The organism is Marinobacter adhaerens HP15 (genome assembly GCF_000166295.1).
GTDB lineage: Bacteria > Pseudomonadota > Gammaproteobacteria > Pseudomonadales > Oleiphilaceae > Marinobacter > Marinobacter adhaerens.
Genome location: NC_017506.1, coordinates 3,997,463 through 4,012,322, shown reverse-complemented (window position 1 = coordinate 4,012,322; position 14,860 = coordinate 3,997,463). Strand labels below are relative to the sequence as shown.

The window sequence follows — 14,860 nt, the reverse complement described above, 5'->3', positions numbered from 1 at the left end:
CACCGGAACCCTGAATGACCGACAACCCCCTCCGATTGCTGCTGGAGTTTGACAGCCAGGCGCAACGGGATAGATCACAGCCGCCTACCTTCCTGCATCGACGCGACCGCAAGTTCGCTCTCGTCTGTGAAGAGCAGGGCGAGGCCCCGGACGCGGCCCGCTGGCTCGCCCACCTGAACCGCCTCAGCGGTCCCCGGACAACCCCGACATCCGCGGACCGGACACTGGCATCGTGGCGCCGGATCAACGGTGGTTTTGCAGTGTCAGGCGCGGTCGCGGGCACGCTGGCGATGGCTGGGCTGCTGTTCTATGACGGCGGCCAGCGCATCAACATCACGGTTTTCCTGGCGTTCGTGTTGCTGCACCTGATATTCGCCCTGTTCACCACCGTGCAAGCCATGGCCGGATGGCAGCCCTGGCGATGGTTGGCGCATCGATTGGGGGTCAACCCGGGAGATGGCGCCTTCACGAGGCTTCAGCCTGTTCTGATGGCCAGAGCGGCTCACCTGGGCGGCATTGCGTTCGCCATCGCAGGGCTGTTTACCCTGCTGGCCATGGTCGTCTTGCAGGACCTCGCCTTCGGCTGGAGCACCACGCTGGACACTGCCGCCACCAGCTATCACGGATTGGTAAAGGCCATTGCGATGCCCTGGGCCTGGCTCTGGCCTGCCGCGGCCCCGGATCTAGCGCTGGTCGAGGCAACGCGTTTTTTCCGGGCCGGTGACCCGACGGCAAGTCCTGACCCGGCCCTCTGGGGCCTGTGGTGGCCGTTTGTGGCCATGATGTGGTCGACCTGGGTTCTTCTGCCAAGGATAATTCTCTGGGCGTGTGCGTCCGTGCAGGCCCGGCAAAAAGCCCGGCGCCTGCTCACCAGCCATCCGGCCATGCACGCCCTGCTGTATCGCATGGAAACACCCGCCCTGGACACTGGCAACAGCCATCATGATGCCGACGATCTGCCGGACACCGACACTCGAGGCAACCTGCTACCACTGCCCGACAGCGACATTCTCTTGTGTTGGGCCGGCGCCGGTGAACCGGAATTGCCAGAGTCGCTTCGGTCAGGCAAGCAGCTCGTGCTCAGCGCCGGCGGCAGCGCCAGCCTTTCGGACGATGATCAGGCCCTGCACCGGATCGCCGAGCATCTGAAAAACCGCGCCAGGGCAGTCATCCTGCTGGTTCGCTGCTGGCAACCCCCGACCGGCGAGCTTCAGGACTTCCTCGCGGCCGCCCGGGACATCTGGCCCGACAACGCCAGGGTCGCGCTGGTGCCACTGGCCACGGACAGCAATCAGCAACCCGATGCCCACCAGATCCAGCCCTGGCTGCGATTTGCCGAAAGGGTGGGCAGCGAGTTCGTCCAGGTGTCTCTGCCCCCATTCCAGATGCGGGACCCCTACACAGCCATCGGGGACGGGTCATGACTCAGATACCCACGTTTGCGGTCGTCGGACACCCGAACAAGGGTAAATCCAGCGTGGTGGCGACCCTGTCCCAGAACGATGCCATTGCCATTGCCCTGGAACCCGGCACCACGCGCAGGCATCAGGCTTACCCGCTGAAGGTGGACGGCCAGACCCTCTACACTCTGGTCGACACGCCCGGATTCCAGCGGCCGAGACGGGTAATGGAGTGGCTGGAAGCCCACAGTGTCTCCGCCTCTGATCACGCAGACACCGTCAAAGCCTTTGTGGCACAGCATGAGGGGGACGGCCGATTCACCGATGAATGTGAGCTTCTCAGACCGCTGATTGAAGGCGCCGGGATCATCTACGTGGTGGACGGCTCGGTGCCCTACAGCGCAGAGCACGAGGCAGAAATGACCATCCTGCGCTGGACTGGCCGTCCGAGCCTGGCCCTGATCAACAGCATCGGTGCCGACGACTACAGTGATACCTGGCAGGCCGCGCTGGGCCAGTTCTTTCAGGTTGTTCGCCGTTTCGACGCTGTTCGCGCCCCATTCGAGCAACATCTGGGCCTTTTACGGGCTTTCGGACAACTGGAGCCGGACTGGGAAACACCACTGGAACAGGCCACTCACTACCTGTCCGCCCAGCGGCAGCAGCGCCGCCATCAGGCCGCAGTACTGATCGCCGGGACACTTCAGAGCATGATGTCCTACCAGGAAAACGGACGCTTACCGCCGGCCAGGCTGCAGAAACCAGTGACGGCTCCCTGGCCGAACAGCTGCGGGAACGTTGGTATCGTCACCAGCGCAAGCGGGAACAGACCCTGCGCGTGGATATCGAACATCTTTATCAGCACCAGCGCATCCGTCGCCAGGAAGCCGAACTGGAGTGGCACAGCGAACACGACCTGTTCTCGGAAGACAGCCGCAAAGCCTGGGCGGTCAGCAAGCGCTACCTGGCCACCGCCGGCTTCGGCGCGGGCGCCGTCAGTGGCGCCGGAATCGACGCGCTGACCTTCGGCTCCTCCCTTGGAACCGGTGCTCTGGTGGGCGGTTTGATCGGTGCTGCCGGCAGCTATTTCTACGGCGATCGGCTGGCCCTGCCGGCCCTGAACATCGGCGTGCTCAGGGACGGATTGAAAACAGCCACCTTCGGTCCTGTACAGGACAGCCAGTTCGGCTATGTTGTATTGGGAAGGGCCGTGGATCACTGGTGGCATATCTCCCATCGGAATCACGCTGGTCGCGACCTGCTGGACCTTGAGCCAGCAGACCATCACTGGCTCGAGCGACTTGAAAAATCGAGCCGACAGGAAATTCAGAAAGCCTTCGACAAGTGCCGGAAACGGCGCCCCCTGGATGAACGCCAGCGGGAAAGATTCGCCACCTCGATCGAACAGGCCATGGCCGTTTACGACGATTGGCGGTTGAACCGCACCTGAAAGGGATGTTTATACTAAAAGGCTATTCCATCACACAATGAGGAATGCTCATGAAAATCGTACGAGTGCAAGACATTATCGGTACCGAGCGGGAAGTCACCGGCCCCGGATGGACAAGCCGCCGCATGCTGCTCAAGAAAGACGGCATGGGCTTTTCCTTCCACGAGACCATCATCCCTGCCGGGGCCGAGTTGAACCTCTGGTACAAGCATCACCTGGAAGCCGTCTATTGCGTTGCCGGTAACGGCAAGATCCTGGACAAGGCCACCGGTGAAACCCACGAGATCACCGACGGCACTCTCTACGCACTCGACAAGCATGACCAGCACACGCTGTATGGTGGCACCGAGGACATGCGACTGATCTGTGCCTTCAACCCACCGGTTACCGGCCGTGAAGTCCACGACGAAGACGGTGCCTATCTGCCGGACACCAGCGAAGACTGAATCGTCTTGCCCGTGGCTGAACACCAGGCCGCGACCACACCGCCACCGCCAGCGAAGCTGCTGCCGGTGGCGGTGTTGCTTTGGCTGGCAGGCGTTTACCTGAGGATACCGGTACTGGTCGCGCCGCCCCTGGCGCCGTTCATCAGCGACGAACTGGCACTCACCCAGGCACTCACCGGCGCCCTGACCACCCTCCCCATCCTGATGCTGGCCATCGGCTCCATGCCCGGCTCACTGGCCATTGCCCGGATTGGCCCCCGCAATACCCTGGCTCTGGCCATGGTGATCATGGTGATCGGCTCCGCCGGGCGCGGCCTGATGCCCGACACCCTGACCCTGATGATTGCAAGTGCCGTCATGGGCATCGGCGTTTCCATGATGCAACCATCACTGCCGGCACTACTGCCCCGGTGGCTGGAACCCCACCACCTCGCGTTAGGCTCGGCGATCTACATGAACGGCATGCTGATGGGTGAGTTCATCGGTGCCGGCATCACGCTGCCTGTGCTCATGCCCCTGCTGGACAACAGCTGGCGCGCCACCCTGGTGGCCTGGTCACTCCCGGCGCTGCTGGTTGCCGCAGCCCTGTTCCTGCCCAAACGGGACCGCGCCAAACCGGTGCGAAAAGTAGCCTGGCTACCGGACTGGCATAACCCCTTGACCCTGAGAATCGGTCTACTGCTCGGCCTCTCCGGCTCGCTGTTTTTTGGCCTCAACGCGTACATGGGCAACCTGCTGCAGCATCAGAGCCAGTTCGACAAACTGCCGGATGCCCTGTTCTGGTACAACCTTGCCCAGGTCTTCGCCTCCCTGATCATGCTGAAAATGGCGCGCTACTGGGTCGGGCGTCGTGGCGTCATAGCCACCCTGGCCAGCATCAGCCTGCTCGGCGCCATTGGCGCGGTCATGCTTACCGGCTGGTGGTCCATCGTCAGTGCCACCCTCATGAGCCTGGTCGCCGGCATGCTCCTGATCCTGCTCGTAGCGATACCTCCGCTGGTGGTCTCCTCCGCCGAAACTGGCCGCCTCTCCGCCGGCACCTTTCTGGTCGGTTACACCGTCGCTTTTTGCGTGCCCATGCTTGGCGGTGTCGTCGCCGACTGGACCGGTGATGCCCGCCATGCCCTGATGCTGATGATCACCTACGGCCTGCTGGTCTTGCCCCTGGCCTTTACCCTGAACCTGGAACGAAAAAAGGACCAGCCCGAAAGCTGATCCTTCTCTGAATACCAATTTTCCCTTCGCGGGCTCCCCGTATCCAGCCGGAACGGCCGTGGGGCGGGGGTGTCCTTTCCGCCGGGAAAAAATGTCTGAGCAAAGCGAGTTGTTTTTCCCAGAGGAAAAGACACCCTCGCCCCGCGGCCAGACTTCGAACTAATACAGGGTCAGATGTAATAGTCCTTCAACGGAGGAAACCCGTTAAACTCAATGGCGCTGTACGTCGTTGTATAGGCTCCGGTAGACAGCCAATACATCCGATCCCCAATCGCCAGATTCAACGGCAACGGATACTTATGGTGCTCATACATGATATCGGCACTGTCACAGGTCGGCCCGGCAATCACACAGTCCTCGCCTTCGCCCACCTTTTCCGTCCAGATCGGAAACTTGATCGCCTCATCCAGGGTCTCGATCAGGCCTGAAAACTTGCCCACATCGGTAAACACCCAGCGATGCAGGGCAGTACGGGATTTCCGGGAAATCAGAACCACCTCGCTCACCAGAACACCGGCGTTGGAAATCAGCGATCGGCCCGGCTCGATGATGATCTCCGGCAGCTCCGCACCAAAGTCCTCGTGCAGGAAGCGGGCAATCTCCTCGGCGTACACCTTCAGCTCATTGGTGCGAGTGATGTAGTTGGCCGGGAAACCACCGCCCATGTTGATCATCTTCAGCTCGATACCGTCTTCTTCCTTCAGACGCTCGAAAATCACCTTCACCTTGTTCAGGGCCGCATCCCAGGCGCCAATCTCGCGCTGCTGGGAACCGACGTGAAACGACACGCCGTAGGGCACCAGGCCCAGGTCACGGGCAAGGATCAGCAGGTCCATGGCCATGTCAGTCTGGCAGCCGAACTTGCGGGACAGCGGCCAGTCTGCCGTCAGGGTACCTTCGGTCAGGATACGCACATACACTTTCGAGCCCGGGGCCGCCTTGGCGATGTTCCGAAGGTCTGCCTCCGAGTCGGTGGCAAACATACGAACGCCTTTCTCGTAGAAGGTGCGAATGTCCTTCGCCTTCTTGATGGTATTGCCATAGCTGATCCGCTCACCGGTCACACCCAGGGCCATCACCTTGTCCAGCTCGTAAACCGACGCGATATCGAAAGAGGCACCCTTGTCGCGCAGCATAGTCAGGATCTGCGGGGCCGGGTTGGCTTTCACCGCGTAGTAAACCTTGGCGTAGGGGAAACCCTCGACCAGCTCGTCGTACTGACGGTCAATCGTTGCGGTATCGATCACCACAAACGGAGTTTCCTTGCCGTCGGCAAAGTCCTTGATGCGCTTGAACGTGTCGGCTTCGTAGTAATCGGCGATATTGGCGTTAGCGGCTTCGGTCATGGGTGGTGTGTCCCTCCACAGGGCAAACAGGCATAAAAAAAGGCACTACAGCAACGCTGCAGCACCCGTTAGATAGCGCGATCATCGGGCTTTTTTGAGGGCCCGGATATGAGCACTTTTACCCATAAAACGAAGGGAATTTGTTACCGAATGAAAAGGGGCGTTGAGGGCTATTCCGCTCGTGTTAAACTGAGCATTATTTGATAAGAACCCAGTGGTTTTTATATGTCGGACATCAGCTCAATTGCCGCCGCCAGCACTCAACTGAATCAGCAGCGCGTGCAGGAGCAGGCACAGCTTTCTGTCCTGAAAGCCTCCCTCGATATGGCCCAGCAGGGCGCCCTGCAACTGCTTGAAGGCGTAACGGAAACGGCTGTAGCGACAGCCGGAGCGAATCCGTCTGACAACGTCGGCAGTCTGATCGACGTTCGCGCGTAGCCCTCAGACCGCCACCGGCCATATCGGCGGTGGTTCGGTAGGCCCGTCCGGGTCTTCCGGTTCAGTCTGTTCCCGTAGATAGCCGAGAATCGCTTCCTGGAGCTCCGTGCCCTGGCCCAATCCCTTGTTTCCGAACAACCGGTTGAATTCCAGTACGTAAGGGTGGCCATCCACCAGCGCAATATCAAAGCCGGCGTGATCAACACCCAGATCCCGGGCCAGCCGCAATGCCAGCGCCGTCATCGCCGGGGGAACCGGGCTGTTGTCGATGCGGCCACCTTGGGCCACATTGTTGTAGAAGCCCTGATCGGCCTGGGTTCGCCAGTAAGCCGTCAGCATCTGATCGCCAACCACAACAACTCGTGCATCCCGGTCCAGAGGCAGGTATTCCTGGGCGTAGAGCACGTCAGTGCGCTCGCAGTAGCGGCGCCAGTCCTCACGGGATTCAATCAGCCAGACGCCTTCGCCCATGCTGGCCTTGGGGAGCTTTGCCACGAACGGATGCACCATGGCATCCCAGATCATGTCACGTTCCACCGGGCCGTTGGCCTCAATCATGGTCCAGGGCGTGTGCTCCGGGGCCACTGCCTGGAATGCACGGGTCATCTCCACCTTGTCGTGGCCGATGCGGTAGCTGGCTTCGCTGGGAAACACCCGGCACTTGAGACCGTGAACCAGGGCATTTAACTGCCAGTATTCCGGGAACAGGACCCAATCCGCTTCCCGCAACAGTTCTTTATGGCGCAGAAACTGCTCCGGCTTGAGGACGGTGGTGTCGGGAAAACCCAGGGTTCGGAAAATATCGAAGGAAACAAGGTGCATGGACACTGCGCACTCGGGGTTGAGTTGCGCGTATTTTATACAGGGCTGACATTCAGGCAAGTGCTATTTTCACGTCCGGACATCAGGAAAAGACCGTACAGGTGCTACCCTTGAAGCAGCACAAAAGCACGGGAGGGCGGAATGCAGGAACTTGATGCGAGGGCAGAGTCTCTTCTGGCCGCACTGAAAGCGGACTCCCGGTCAGGCGCTACACAGCTGGCACTGAACACCCTCGATCAACTGCTATCTTACCTCGACGAGGTCGAGCCAGAGGGCGAGACATTTCTGAGGCTACTGGCAGAACTCCGGGCGGCACGCCCGAGCATGATCGTGATTGGCAATGCACTGGCCATGATCGAGCAGCGTCTTTCCAGTGATGTTCAGGTCGCACGGCAGGCCATCATGGACATCAGAGACCAGCTGGAAAATGCCACCGGAACCATTGCCCGGCACGCCATCGATCTTCTGCCAGGGTCGCCGGTGATACTGACCCATAGCGCCAGCTCCGCGGTGCTGGCGCTGTTTCGGAACATGGCGCAACAGCGCCAGGCCTTCTCTGTCATCTGCACCCAGAGCAGCCCGGGCTTCGAGGGCCACTCCCTGGCACGGGCGCTGAACGAGCTAGCCATACCCGTCACCCTGATCACCGATGCGCAGATGGGGCTGTTTGTGCCCCAGGCTGACCTAGTGATCACCGGATGCGATACCTGGCTTTCCAATGGGCATTTTATCAACAAAAGCGGTACACACTTGTTGGCTCTGGCGGCCCATGCGGCCGGGAAGCCCCTCTGGGTTCTTGCCGACAGCTTCCGGAACAGCGACGCCGACCCCGGGTCGGTTGAACTCGAGGAAATGCCCGCGGAAGAACTCAACGCACCGCCGGGAGACTGGATAACGCCACGGAATATCTATTTTGAGCGGGTGCCACACGCGCTGGTCAGCAAACGCATCAGCGAGTTGGGCGTTTTTTCGTGCCCTGCTGAGCCTCGGCGGTAAACGGATCTTCCGGCCAGGGATGCTTGGGATACCGCCCACGCATATCCTTGCGCACCTCAGGGTAGGCGTTACGCCAGAAACCGGCCAGATCTGCGGTGACCGCCAGAGGTCGTTGCGCGGGGGACAACAGATGAAGCACCACCGGTACCCGCCCACCGGCAACGGCAGGGGTTTCTTTCCAGCCAAACAGCGCCTGGAGCTTGGCTGCCAACACCGGGCCATTGTCGGCGGTGTAATCCAGACTCACCCGCTGGCCGGTCGGTATGGTCAGGTGTGTTGGCGCCAGACTCTGAAGTTGCTGCTGGGCCGGGTAATCAATCAGGCTGTTAAGGGCCGCCAGCAGGTCGATCCGGGCCAGATCGGACCATCGGGTCATGCCGACCAGAAACGGGCCCAGCCAAACCTCGAGATTATCCAGTAGCGCCGCGTCATCGGTGTCCGGCCAGCCGGAATCCGGGAAGGTTCTGGCGAGCAACCTCAATCGGGCACGCCACTGGCGACTGCCATCACTCCAGGGCAGGCTTTCCAGGCCCTTCTTCCGAATCGCACTGAGCAGCCCCTGCCGGACCAGTTCCGGATCCACCCGGCCAAGCGGCTTTTCCTCAAGCACGAGTTCACCCAGTTTTCGCGCACGTCGCGCCAGAATTTTACCCTGGCTGTCGTCCCACAGCGCCTCTTCGATCTCCTTTATGTGGTCAGCCAGGTCGAGCTCCAGGTCCGGAATGTCCACCGGCGCGGCCAGGTAAATCGTGGCTTCGCGGGCCTGGCCATCCAGCTCGGCCGCCACCAGCCACTCGTGCCGGGCCAGGGGATCATCCTCTCTCAGTACCGCACCTTTGCCATTACTGAGCTGATACCTTGCCGCCTTATCCGATCGCCGCCTGGCAATACGGTCCGGATAGGCCAGGGCAAGCAATCGGCCGATCTCGGTCTCCGTGGGCGGTGTTGCCTCAGTCGCCCCGGGCCCGGAAAGACGCCGGGCCGACTGGCGTACAGCCTTCAGGCGAGCGACATCCAGCGTGCGATCCCGCCGTTCCCCGAAGAACACCCGAACCCGCTCGTGCATGTCCGCACCAGTTCCGGGGCCCAGGAGATCACGCTCTTCCAACAAGGCGGCCACGGCCGCAGCCGCGCCTCCGAGCCCTATAGAACGGCCTTTCAGCACCATATGCGCCAGTCGCGGGTGTATACCCAGCTCCCGGGCCGCTTTGCCGTGGTCCGTAATGGCTCCGTCTGAATCGAGCAGATCGAGCCACTGCAGGAGGGCCACAGCCTGCCTCCAATGGGCGGCAGGGGGCTTATCAATCCAGGCGACGGCATCGGCTTCCCGCGCGCCCCACTGGGCCAATTCCAGCACCAAGGGTGCCAGATCGGCCTCCAGAATTTCGGGAGGCGTGTAATCGGCCAATCCGAACTGTTCCGATTCGCTCCACAATCGATAACAGACCCCGGGCTCCATCCGGCCGGCCCGGCCTTTACGCTGTTCCGCAGAAGCCCTGGATACCCGGCCAGTAACCAGGCGGGTCATGCCACTGTTGGGATCAAACACGGCCCGACGCTGCTGACCACAATCGATAACAACCCGAACCCCTTCAATGGTCAGGCTGGTTTCGGCAATAGCCGTAGCCAACACCACCTTGCGTTGGCCTTCGGGAGCCGGCGAGATTGCCTGGTCCTGCTGCTCCGATTTCAGGTTGCCGTATAGCGGAGCAAGCATCACCCGGTCCGGCAGGTTTGCACGGAGCTGTTGCTCAACCCGACGTATCTCACCCACACCGGGCAGAAACACCAGCAGTGAGCCGCTTTGTTCAGCCAATGCCTCCCGAACCACAGCGGTAACCTGATCCACCATGCGGCCACTGCGCGGCAACGGCCGGTAATGAACATCGACCGGAAACGCCCGTCCTTCACTGGTTATTACGGGAACGTCTCCAAGCACTTGCGCAATCGGCCCGGTATCCAGGGTTGCGGACATCACCAGCAACCGCAGATCCTCCCGCAACGCCTGCTGCGATTCCCGCACCAGGGCCAGGCCCAGATCCGCCTGCAAAGAGCGCTCATGGAACTCATCAAAGATGACCGCCGCGTACTCCTCCAGCATCGGATCCGCCTGGATCAGCCGCGTCAGGATGCCTTCGGTCACGACTTCGATCCGGGTGGCCGCAGACACACGGGTATCCAGCCTTGTGCGATAGCCTACCGTCTGGCCGGGCTGTTCATTGAGTTGCCGGGCCATGAAACGGGCGGCAGAGCGAGCTGCAAGCCGACGGGGCTCCAGCATCAGGATCTTGCCGTCACCGCGCCAGGGCGCATCCAGAAGGGCGGCAGGCACACGGGTGGTTTTACCGGCACCGGGCGGAGCCTGCAGAAGTACGGTAGTCGTGCGTTCCAGGGCCGCTTTCAGGTCTGGAAGAATGGCATCAATAGGGAGCATCGGATTCCGGGTTTCTGAAGCGTCAGGAGCTCACCCGTTCACGATTGGCCTTTGCCCACTGGTAAATCCGCTCAAAGGCCTCGGCCAGGTTGTGCGGATTATGGGGCGGCTGGATTACAGCAGCAAGTTCGCCGTCGGGGTTCAGCAGCGCAAAATGGCCGCTGTGATCCACCAGCAGCTCATCATCGACCTCACGATGGACAAACACCGCGTTCAGGCTTTTGGCCAGTTCCCGCAGGGTGTCCAGATCTCCGGTCAGACCATGGAAATTTTCACCGAAGAAGTCCGTGTAGGCTTTGAGTTTCTCCGGCGTATCGTGCTCCGGATCGGCGCTGACCAGCAGATAGTCAGGCTGGGGCAATTCCTTGGACAGCAGTTTGTCGGTCTGGCGCAAATTGGCCATGGCTGCCGGGCAAATATCCGGGCAATTGGTGTAGCCCACGAATGCAATGGTCCAGCGACCCCTCAGACTCTCCCGTGTGACCGTTTCACCGTTCTCATCCGTCAGCGTGAACTCTGTCAATTGCCGAGGCTGATCATAGACATACGTATTGAACTCCGTCAGCTCCGGCGCCGGAATCGGTTCCTCGTTGCCCACCAGGAACACCTGCCGTCCGACAACCAGCCCAAAGATCAGAACAACGATTAGCAGAAGGCAGAACAGGGTAAGGCGAATAGAGCTGGAGCTTTTCATGGGTGGTCCACTTCGTTGATCAGATAAGCAAGCGGGGATGGCTTTCCGAAACCGTGCGGAGCCATGGATGGCGTAGCCGAGCGTACACGGACGTATTTACAGCGTGTTTCGGAAAGCCATCCCCGCCTGCGTCAGCACAATGTCTGACTCAGAAGAATACAAAATGATCCACAAGCAATACCACAAACAGGGCCATGAGGTAAGTGATGGAATACTTGAAGGTATTCAGGGCCACCCGCCGATCGTCACCCTTCAACAGCCTTACCGCATACTGCAGAAAGCGCAGGCCAAGGGCCAGGGCGCCCACCAGGTAGATACCGCCGGACATGCCTGTGACAAAAGGTAGCAGACTGACTGCCAGCAACATCAGGGTGTAGAGCAGGATGTGCAGCTCGGTGAACTTGTTGCCATGGGTGACCGGCAGCATGGGAATGCCCGCCTTGGCGTACTCTTCCTTGCGATGGATAGCCAGAGCCCAGAAATGCGGCGGGGTCCAGGCGAAAATGATCAGCACAAGCAGCAGAGCGTGGCCCTCAACCTGGCCGGTCACAGCGGTCCACCCCAACAGCGGTGGCATGGCTCCGGCAAGACCACCGATGGTGATGTTCTGGGGCGTAGCACGCTTGAGGAACAGGGTATAGACACCGGCGTAACCCACCAGGGAGGCGAGGGTCAGCCAGGCAGTGAGGTGGTTCACCTGCCACATCAGCACGGCCATACCAACACACGCGAGTATCGTTGCGAACAGGATCGCATCCACAGGCGAGATCTTGCCTGTGGCCACCGGGCGCTTGCGGGTGCGAGCCATGACGGTGTCAATTTTCTGGTCTACCACATGGTTGACCACCGCAGCCGCGCCGGCCAGCAGGGCGATACCCAGATTGCCCCAGACCAACACGCCCCAACCGGGCACGCCTGGCGCCGCCAGCAGCATCCCGATAACCGATGTGAGGATCATCAGCGCGACAACCCTGGGCTTGGTCAGCTCCAGGTAGTCACGCCAGGAAATGGTTGTTCTGGAGTCGCTCGCAATTGCCTGGGCCGGCAGTGCTTCCACTTGCTCGCTCATGCCGTAACCTCCTGGTTCATTGTTGTTGTGTGTGTTGCCGGGATGCTATGTGGTTCGAGTAATAGCTGATGCCGCCAGATCAGGTGAATGACTGACAACAGCAGACCTGCGCCCATGGCGTTGTGGGCCACGGCGATGGACAGGGGAATATGGAAAATCACGTTGGCCAGACCCAACAGGATCTGAACACCCAGCAGGACCGCCACCAGCCGGATGGCGTTATCCAGCCCGGAATCACCACGTCGACGCCACATCAACGTCAGTAATGCTGCGAAATAGACCAGCACCAGCATGGCACCAAGTCTGTGAGTGACATGAATGGCCACCCGGCCATCCGCCGTCAGTTGACCACCCAGATAGTTCGGCCCCACGTGCTGGGTCACGTCAAAGCCGTGCCGAAAATCCATGCCCTCAGGCCACCACTGGCCCTGACAGGTGGGCAGATCGGTACAGGCAACGGCCGCGTAGTTGGCCGCTGTCCAGGCCCCCAGGGCAATCTGCATCACCACTAACAGCAGCCCGCCATAGAGCCAGGGCCGGAAACCGGACAGGGCATTGGATGGCGGGGGCTCCCGATCCCCCTGTCCGTCTGGCCTGACGTCGCAACCGGAGGGCCAGCAGCGTCAGGAGACTCAGGGTGGTAAAGCCGCCAAGCAGGTGCAGCGCCACCACCTGGGGCCACAGTTTCAGGGTCACCGTCCACATGCCGAAAGCGCCCTGAAGAATGATGAAACCAGCGATAAACAAAGGCAGCTTTACCGGAACACCCTTGCGCCGGTTACGAACCGCGTAGGCCGCCAGGCCGAACACCACCAGCCCCAGGGTGCCGGCGGCGTAACGGTGGATCATCTCGGGCCAGCCTTTTTGCACATCCACCGGCGTATCGGGAAAACGGGCATTCGCGATGGCAATGTTCGATTCGCTCTGGGGCACCGTGAGAAAACCGTAGCACCCGGGCCAGTCAGGACACCCCAGCCCTGCGTGCACCAGGCGGGTCCAGGCACCCAGCATGATCACGACAACCGCCAGCAAAACGGCAAAGGTTGCCCACTTTGCCATCTTGTGGGCTGCCGTGGTTGGGGAAACAGATGACTGATTCAAGGCTGACTCTCCGCTCTGGCCATTAACCGATCTGCGACAGTTTGAGCAGGTGTTTCAGGTCCTCCAGCATATCCTTACCAGTATGCTCGGAACCGTAATGCATCATCACATTACCGAACGGATCAACCAGCAGGATGCGCGGCTCCGCTTCCGGATTGATACCGGCTGGCCAGTCCGGCCGGGCACCCGCCGCAGGCACAAGGCGCTCCATGGAGCTGTATTCGGAGGACCAACGCGCCTGCAGATCGGAGGGCACACTACCCAGTGCGGCAGCCCGGGAGACCCGGTTGGCGTTCTTGCCAAGGGCGATATTCACCTGCCTGGCCAGATAGAGCAGCTCTTCGCACTGACTGCCACATTGGCCGGCAGCCACAATCATGAGCCAGTCCGGATCGATTTTTTCCGGGCCAAAGCGTTCTGCCAACGGAGTACCGGAAGCCGTTTCGAGATTGAGCGTTGAAACCGGGGCCACTGGCTGGAGCAAAACGCCGTTATTGGTGTGGCCGGCCGGGTTCAGCCAGCCGGTATAAAACATGATGGTTGCAACAATCATCGGGCCAAAACCCAACGCAAACAGGAGGAATGCCGTGCGACGGCCGCGACGCACCTGTTCCGGGGTTGGCCCTTCGTTGTGTTCCTGGTTGGATATCCGGTTAGCCATTGTCATTGTCATTATTGGCTCCTGTCTTTCGGTAACTCGCCACTATAGTCAATATAGTCAGCGCCACGGCCAGCGCAAACCATTGCGTGGCATATCCGTAATGGGTTTGTGGCCCCATCAGGTCCGGTTCCCAGTCAGCCCGGTAAGCTCCCGGCTGGCGATTGCCGGAAAGCCTTACTATTTTGTCGGGAAGATCCGGAATCTCCTTTCGTGCGGCCTCTCCGGACAGACTCTGTACCCGCCGGGGCCACGGACCGCCTGCCTCTGGCTGATCCACCAGCACCGGCGGCACCGGATAGTCACTGAGTCGTCCTTCCAGGGTAAAAATCCCTTCCGGCGTTTCCAGCTGCGGGAGCTGATCCCGGGTTCTCGGCGCCTGAACCCAACCGCGATTAACCACCACCGGCGGCCCTTCCAGAGGACGAAACTCTGTCAGGACTTCATAACCCGGGATGCCATCACGGGTCCGGTTATCCAGCAGCCAGTTTCGGCTTCCGTACATCCCGGTCAGTGTCAGAGGCCGACCACGGGTCAGATCACCGGACACCATGTCCTGCCAGGCCCGGTTTTCCGCTTCCTGCTGCCACTGGTTCAGGAGAAGCTGTTTTTCTTCCGCCCGATTCAGCTGCCAGACACCGAGGCCGATAAGTATGGGCAGGAAGACGCCGCTGAACACCAGCAATCGCCAGTCAAAGTGCCATTGACGGTGTTGGCCCTGCGAATCAGACATGCTCTGCTATAGTGACCTCAACGGGTCTGGAACCTGTTCCTGCCCGGACATTCACTGC

General features: G+C 60.7%; 12 protein-coding genes and 2 pseudogenes. 6 read left to right on the top strand and 8 right to left on the bottom strand.

Translation table 11 applies throughout. From position 1 onward, the window contains the following. The first annotated feature begins 14 nt into the window (after nt 1-14). The 4 genes and pseudogenes from HP15_RS18735 (at nt 15) to HP15_RS18720 (ending at nt 4,511) form a co-directional block, all read left to right on the top strand. Complete coding sequence (locus HP15_RS18735) at nt 15-1,424, top strand: DUF2868 domain-containing protein (protein ID WP_014578918.1); 1,410 nt, start codon at nt 15-17, stop codon at nt 1,422-1,424. Further along, nucleotides 1,421-2,850, top strand: a pseudogene (locus HP15_RS18730) (GTPase/DUF3482 domain-containing protein). Before HP15_RS18735 ends, HP15_RS18730 begins: the two are co-directional and overlap by 4 nt. A 50-nt stretch (nt 2,851-2,900) precedes the next feature. Further along, nucleotides 2,901-3,296: an ectoine synthase gene (locus HP15_RS18725; protein WP_008176749.1), complete on the top strand. Its 396-nt coding sequence runs from the start codon at nt 2,901-2,903 to the stop codon at nt 3,294-3,296. 12 nt (nt 3,297-3,308) lie between these two features. After that, nucleotides 3,309-4,511 carry an MFS transporter gene (locus HP15_RS18720; RefSeq protein WP_014578915.1) on the top strand — a complete coding sequence of 401 codons (1,203 nt, stop codon included), beginning with the start codon at nt 3,309-3,311 and terminating at the stop codon, nt 4,509-4,511. Between the two features lie 170 nt (nt 4,512-4,681). Here the strand turns inward: HP15_RS18720 and HP15_RS18715 are convergent, their stop codons facing one another. Next, nucleotides 4,682-5,857, bottom strand: coding sequence for a type III PLP-dependent enzyme (locus HP15_RS18715; protein ID WP_014578914.1), 1,176 nt, complete (start codon nt 5,855-5,857; stop codon nt 4,682-4,684). Nucleotides 5,858-6,082: 225 nt separating this feature from the next. On the opposite strand from HP15_RS18715, the gene HP15_RS18710 reads away from it, so the two are divergent. After that, nucleotides 6,083-6,295 carry a YjfB family protein gene (locus HP15_RS18710; RefSeq protein ID WP_014578913.1) on the top strand — a complete coding sequence of 71 codons (213 nt, stop codon included), beginning with the start codon at nt 6,083-6,085 and terminating at the stop codon, nt 6,293-6,295. A gap of 3 nt (nt 6,296-6,298) precedes the next feature. Here the strand turns inward: HP15_RS18710 and HP15_RS18705 are convergent, their stop codons facing one another. Next, nucleotides 6,299-7,117, bottom strand: coding sequence for an alpha-L-glutamate ligase (locus HP15_RS18705; protein ID WP_041645876.1), 819 nt, complete (start codon nt 7,115-7,117; stop codon nt 6,299-6,301). A 141-nt stretch (nt 7,118-7,258) separates the two neighbouring features. Here HP15_RS18705 and HP15_RS18700 point away from each other — a divergent pair, with 141 nt between their 5' ends. Continuing rightward, nucleotides 7,259-8,113, top strand: coding sequence for a translation initiation factor eIF-2B (locus tag HP15_RS18700; protein WP_041645874.1), 855 nt, complete (start codon nt 7,259-7,261; stop codon nt 8,111-8,113). Here the strand turns inward: HP15_RS18700 and hrpB are convergent. From hrpB to HP15_RS18670, 6 genes and pseudogenes are all read right to left on the bottom strand, one after another. After that, complete coding sequence (hrpB, locus tag HP15_RS18695; RefSeq protein WP_014578911.1) at nt 8,067-10,547, bottom strand: ATP-dependent helicase HrpB; 2,481 nt, start codon at nt 10,545-10,547, stop codon at nt 8,067-8,069. The genes HP15_RS18700 and hrpB overlap by 47 nt on opposite strands. Before the next feature lie 22 nt (nt 10,548-10,569). After that, the gene (locus HP15_RS18690) at nt 10,570-11,241 is read right to left on the bottom strand and encodes an SCO family protein (RefSeq protein WP_014578910.1); all 672 of its coding nucleotides are present in this window, start codon (nt 11,239-11,241) and stop codon (nt 10,570-10,572) included. A gap of 148 nt (nt 11,242-11,389) precedes the next feature. Next, complete coding sequence (cyoE, locus tag HP15_RS18685; protein WP_014578909.1) at nt 11,390-12,310, bottom strand: heme o synthase; 921 nt, start codon at nt 12,308-12,310, stop codon at nt 11,390-11,392. After that, nucleotides 12,307-13,369 (bottom strand): annotated as a pseudogene (locus tag HP15_RS18680) (COX15/CtaA family protein). Before HP15_RS18680 ends, cyoE begins: the two are co-directional and overlap by 4 nt. A gap of 64 nt (nt 13,370-13,433) precedes the next feature. Next, complete coding sequence (locus tag HP15_RS18675; RefSeq protein ID WP_014578906.1) at nt 13,434-14,072, bottom strand: hypothetical protein; 639 nt, start codon at nt 14,070-14,072, stop codon at nt 13,434-13,436. Further along, entirely contained in the window at nt 14,065-14,802 is a 738-nt protein-coding gene (locus tag HP15_RS18670; protein ID WP_014578905.1) for an SURF1 family protein, read from the bottom strand. The genes HP15_RS18675 and HP15_RS18670 overlap by 8 nt, the downstream gene beginning before the upstream one ends. Between the last annotated feature and the right edge of the window lie 58 nt (nt 14,803-14,860).

What these genes read in the sequence shown, in the direction of transcription:
- HP15_RS18735 (WP_014578918.1), top strand. Translation starts at nt 15, where the DNA reads ATGACCGACAACCCCCTCCGATTGCTGCTGGAGTTTGACAGCCAGGCG.
- HP15_RS18725 (WP_008176749.1), top strand. Translation starts at nt 2,901, where the DNA reads ATGAAAATCGTACGAGTGCAAGACATTATCGGTACCGAGCGGGAAGTC.
- HP15_RS18715 (WP_014578914.1), bottom strand. Translation starts at nt 5,857, where the DNA reads ATGACCGAAGCCGCTAACGCCAATATCGCCGATTACTACGAAGCCGAC.
- HP15_RS18710 (WP_014578913.1), top strand. Translation starts at nt 6,083, where the DNA reads ATGTCGGACATCAGCTCAATTGCCGCCGCCAGCACTCAACTGAATCAG.
- HP15_RS18705 (WP_041645876.1), bottom strand. Translation starts at nt 7,117, where the DNA reads ATGCACCTTGTTTCCTTCGATATTTTCCGAACCCTGGGTTTTCCCGAC.
- HP15_RS18700 (WP_041645874.1), top strand. Translation starts at nt 7,259, where the DNA reads ATGCAGGAACTTGATGCGAGGGCAGAGTCTCTTCTGGCCGCACTGAAA.
- hrpB (WP_014578911.1), bottom strand. Translation starts at nt 10,547, where the DNA reads ATGCTCCCTATTGATGCCATTCTTCCAGACCTGAAAGCGGCCCTGGAA.
- HP15_RS18690 (WP_014578910.1), bottom strand. Translation starts at nt 11,241, where the DNA reads ATGAAAAGCTCCAGCTCTATTCGCCTTACCCTGTTCTGCCTTCTGCTA.
- cyoE (WP_014578909.1), bottom strand. Translation starts at nt 12,310, where the DNA reads ATGAGCGAGCAAGTGGAAGCACTGCCGGCCCAGGCAATTGCGAGCGAC.
- HP15_RS18675 (WP_014578906.1), bottom strand. Translation starts at nt 14,072, where the DNA reads ATGGCTAACCGGATATCCAACCAGGAACACAACGAAGGGCCAACCCCG.
- HP15_RS18670 (WP_014578905.1), bottom strand. Translation starts at nt 14,802, where the DNA reads ATGTCTGATTCGCAGGGCCAACACCGTCAATGGCACTTTGACTGGCGA.